At 56.4% G+C, this 4070-nt stretch carries 4 protein-coding genes and 1 pseudogene; all 5 read right to left on the bottom strand.

What is annotated here, in order from left to right; translation table 11 throughout:
• Nucleotides 1-520 (bottom strand): annotated as a pseudogene (locus DXD77_RS10000) (SIS domain-containing protein); the annotation flags it as partial.
• A 60-nt stretch (nt 521-580) separates the two neighbouring features.
• The gene (locus DXD77_RS10005; protein WP_117648563.1) at nt 581-1696 is read right to left on the bottom strand and encodes an SIS domain-containing protein; all 1116 of its coding nucleotides are present in this window, start codon (nt 1694-1696) and stop codon (nt 581-583) included.
• 194 nt (nt 1697-1890) lie between these two features.
• Entirely contained in the window at nt 1891-2604 is a 714-nt protein-coding gene (locus tag DXD77_RS10010) for a GntR family transcriptional regulator (RefSeq protein ID WP_117648564.1), read from the bottom strand.
• A complete protein-coding gene (locus DXD77_RS10015; protein WP_117648565.1) occupies nt 2589-3356 on the bottom strand; it encodes a GntR family transcriptional regulator in 768 nt (255 codons plus the stop codon). The genes DXD77_RS10010 and DXD77_RS10015 overlap by 16 nt, the downstream gene beginning before the upstream one ends.
• A 38-nt stretch (nt 3357-3394) precedes the next feature.
• Nucleotides 3395-3883: a hypothetical protein gene (locus DXD77_RS10020; protein WP_117648566.1), complete on the bottom strand. Its 489-nt coding sequence runs from the start codon at nt 3881-3883 to the stop codon at nt 3395-3397.
• Nucleotides 3884-4070: the final 187 nt, after the last annotated feature.

Here is a 4070-nt window from a genome sequence, read left to right on the forward strand (position 1 = left end):
AGCCGCGGCGGTTGAGCAGGCGCAGGCCGAAGCAGTCGGCGAGGTAGTAGCCCTTCTCGCAGCCGCCCGAACCATGGTCAGAAGCCATGGCGACGCAGTTCTCGGCGCCGACAGCCTGGCCGATGGGGCCCTCGGGCTTGGTCATGGCGTAGACGCGCACGCCCATGCCCTTCATCTTCTTGACGGCCTCGAGGACCTCGGGGGTGGTGCCGGACTCGGAGGCGGTGAGCACGACGGACTTCTCGGTCATGCGCTTGTGGCCGGAGACGTTCCACTCGGCGGCGTGGATCAGGTAGACCTCGAGGTCGCGGTCGCCGAACTTGTTCATGAGGTACTCAAGTTGCATGAGCTCGTCCCAGGTGCCGCCGACGCCCATCAGGAACACGGCGTCGTAGCCCTCGTCGGCGACCTTGTCGGCGAGCGCGGTCATCTTCTTGCCGGTCTCGTAGAGCGCCTTGCCGTCCTCGAGATAGCCCTCCTGGTCGAAATGCATGATCTCGATCTTCTCGGTTTCCTTCATTTGTCTCTCCTTTCTGGGGTTGTTTCCACATCCCCCATGCCAACGGGCATCAAAACCCGCTTACATTCCGTAACACTCAGCCGCTTTGGCCTTAAGCGCATTGACTGACTCTTCGTAGCCCTCTGCCTTGACCTCCATTTGCTTGGAGACGGCATCGAGATACGGGTGCACGTTCCATGACTTCAGACGCTCGGCGATCATGGCCGCAATCGTCTGGAAGAACACAAGATTGGGAATTGCGCTGAGCAGCGGAGCCACCTGAGGCACCGCAACCTCGTGAGCCCTACCCTTGGGATGGGCCGTGAGCAGCACCGTTTTTGCCGTAACGTTCGATAGCGCATCGGCGATATTCGCAAGACGCTCCGACCCCTGCGGATCGTCGACGATAAACACCAGATAGCCCGGAACGATCTGCATCTCGGGACCGTGGACGAACTCCTCGCCTTCGTGATGCATGGCAGGAATCTTGATGGTCTCGCTCAGCTTGAGCGCTGCCTCCTCGGCAACACCATAGTTGGGGCCGTTGCCGACGACCATGGCGGGCATGTGCTCAGAAAGCTCGAGCATGTGATCTTGGACATATGCCTCGGCGGACTTGCACATCACGGCATTAGCCTGGATAGCCTCGCGCAGGTCATCAAGACGCTGAGCAACGCCCTTGGCGTCAATCGTTCCGCGCGCCTGACCGCCGTAAATACCAAAGAGCACCAGGTACTCAACGAGAACCTCGACGCCCAGAGTCACAAAGTCCACCGACTCGACACCCACACCGTAGTCAAGAACGATGTCAGCGTGTTCCTTGATGGGTGCCTCGACGTTTGCCGTGAGCGCAACTGCAGCCATATCGTGTGCACGCATGTAATCGAGCGCCGCAATCGTATTGGTCGAATAGCCGCTCTGCGAGACGGCGATGTTGAGCGCATGCTGCGGATAGGTGTGTTCAAAATCGACGAAGGCCTCGGGCGTCACAACGGACACCTGCATCTGCAGCGCATCTTGCAGGTAATCGCGGGCGCAATCGGCGGCATGGCGCGACGAACCCGAAGCAACGATGCGCAGTGCATCAAAAGAACCGGACTGGAAAATATCAACGAGCTGCGCTACCAGCTCAGACGAACGCTCGAGGTTCTCCCCCATACGCACATGGGCAAGCTGAACGTAATCGAGCATCTTCATCGTCTCACCTCGTAACAAAGCATTAGTATTTGATACCAATCACAGTTACAGGTTACGGCTTTTTGATACCTCTTTGTCGATTAATTTATCCCCATCGGCGAACGGTCGATTTTGAGCCATGTAAGGTTGTATATACGGTCTGCTCAACGAATCAAAATTCCGTCAACTTTTCAGCCCGTTATGCAAAAAACCAGCTAGTACGTATAGGTATATCCACCCGCATCACCGCGGTTAAACGACTTGACGTACTCGATCGCCTGGCCGCTCGCATCGAAGCTTACGCACTCCAGCGTCAAGGCAAGATCACCCTGCTCCAGTCCAAGCAGGCCGGCATCTCGTGCGCCCAGCGCTTCGATATCGAGCTTTTCCTGTGCCATAACTGGCTTTCGGCCCAGCATCTCATAGGTCTCGTACAAGCTGAAGACCGACACGTCAATATCTTCGATGGTTGGGAACAGCAGGCAGGGAATCAGCGCCGTCTCGATCGATACGGGGCTACCGTTTATGCAGTTCAGGCGTCGAATGGAATAGAGCAGGTCGTCCTCGGCGATGCCAAACAGGTCAGCGTAGTATGGCCCCGCATAACGCTTGGAACGTGCGAGAATACGGACGGACGGCTCGCCGCCCGAAGCACGGACCGATTCACGGAAACCGCCCGTGCGTTCAAAAAAAGCAGGTACTTTCTGCGCCACAAAGGCACCTTTCCCCCGAACACGGCGAATCTGCCCGCGCCGAACCAGCTCATCGACAGCGCTTCGGATGGTCAAGCGTGTCGTACCAAATTCCTCGGCGAGGTCTTTTTCGGACGGAATCATGGAACCCGTGGGATATGTACCGCGCTCGATACGCTCCTCGATGCGGCGTCGAATGCGCATATAAACCGGGGTGGCATCTACTGTTTCAGCCATTGTTCACCTGCCACACTCCTCATGCCGTTCTCTTCGCCGTTATCGGCAAAGCGAAACTTTGTGGGCAAAATCACCGATTTGCAATGCTCCACAAAACGCATGTCCTTATCAAATTCAATCGAGCTCTCATAGAACACCGGCGTTCCCTCTTCTTGCTGGAGCAGCTCGGCCTCTTCGACGTTCAAACGCGAGATAGAGATATGCTCACGTCCATGCTCAACACGCACGCCGCCTTCTTTGAGCAAGACATCGTAAAGGCTCTCGCACTCAAAATCGTGCTCGGTAAGCGATGGGCACAGGGACAGGTTAACGTGAGCGGTCTCGATTGACGCCGGCTCGCCCTCAATAAGTCGAACGCGCTGCATGCGGAGCAAAGGAGCGCCTACAGACACCCCAAGCTTGTCGGCAAGCGCCTCATCCGCCTCGATGGTCCCGGTGGAAACCAGACGAGAAGAGGGGTGCAGACCGGCAGTCCGCACAGCATCGGAAAAGTTATACGTTTCCTGAAAGATGTTTAGCGGCTTGGGAGGACACACATACGTACCCGATCCGCGACGGCTCTCGAGCGTTCCACACGAGATGAGCCGCGTGATACCGGCACGCAACGCTGTACGCGAAACGCCAATCTCTTCGCACAGCACGCGCTCGGCCGGCAGGCGATCCCCGCCGGCAAGCTGATGGTGCTGGATATACCAAAGAATTCCCTCAACAGCACGATCTTTGGGGGGAATTGCATAAGATTCGCCTGCCATTGCACAGACTCCTCATTCAGAAACGTATGCCGCCAAAATTAGGCCAGCCCTCCCATGGCATCAAATTCGGCCTTGATCTTCTCGGCGACATTCCGATACGACTTATATAGACTTGAATCGCGTTTAACTTCGTCGGTCATAACGGGAATCTCTAATTTGGAAACCTCGTCTTTTCCCGTCTGAACCGCCACAACAACGCCCATACCAAGACACATATTACGCTTGGCAGCGTTTATTTTCGCCGCCTTGGCAGGATTTGCCAGGATACGCTGGGCAAATTCCTGTTTTGAAGTCACTTCCTCGGCCTCCGGATCGCCCGCCTCGGCTACTTCGCACTGCAACACGTCCGCATAGTCAAAAATCTTAGGCTCTGCACCACGCTGATGCACGGCCCACTTGCGACGCGTGGCATCCTGGTAGATAGCCGGCAAAAACGTAAACCGCGGCGGGTCCAAAATCGTATCCGTGATGGTAAACACATCGGGATCAAAGGCATCCTGCGGGTTTTTCTTCTTGAACAGCCCCATATCAGCCTCCCGTACTAACACTTAACAACTCGAGCTAAATATAGCACCAATTTAAAGCCGTCACTTTAGCGCATCGGTGCGCGGCGCCTACGGCTCGCCCAGCGGAGAATACGTACGGACGAGGGCCGGGGTGCCTGCTTTGTTTTGAGAAGTGGGCTCCGCGAACTTCTCAAAACAAAGCAGGCAC

Source organism: Collinsella sp. TM09-10AT (genome assembly GCF_003436275.1).
GTDB lineage: Bacteria > Actinomycetota > Coriobacteriia > Coriobacteriales > Coriobacteriaceae > Collinsella.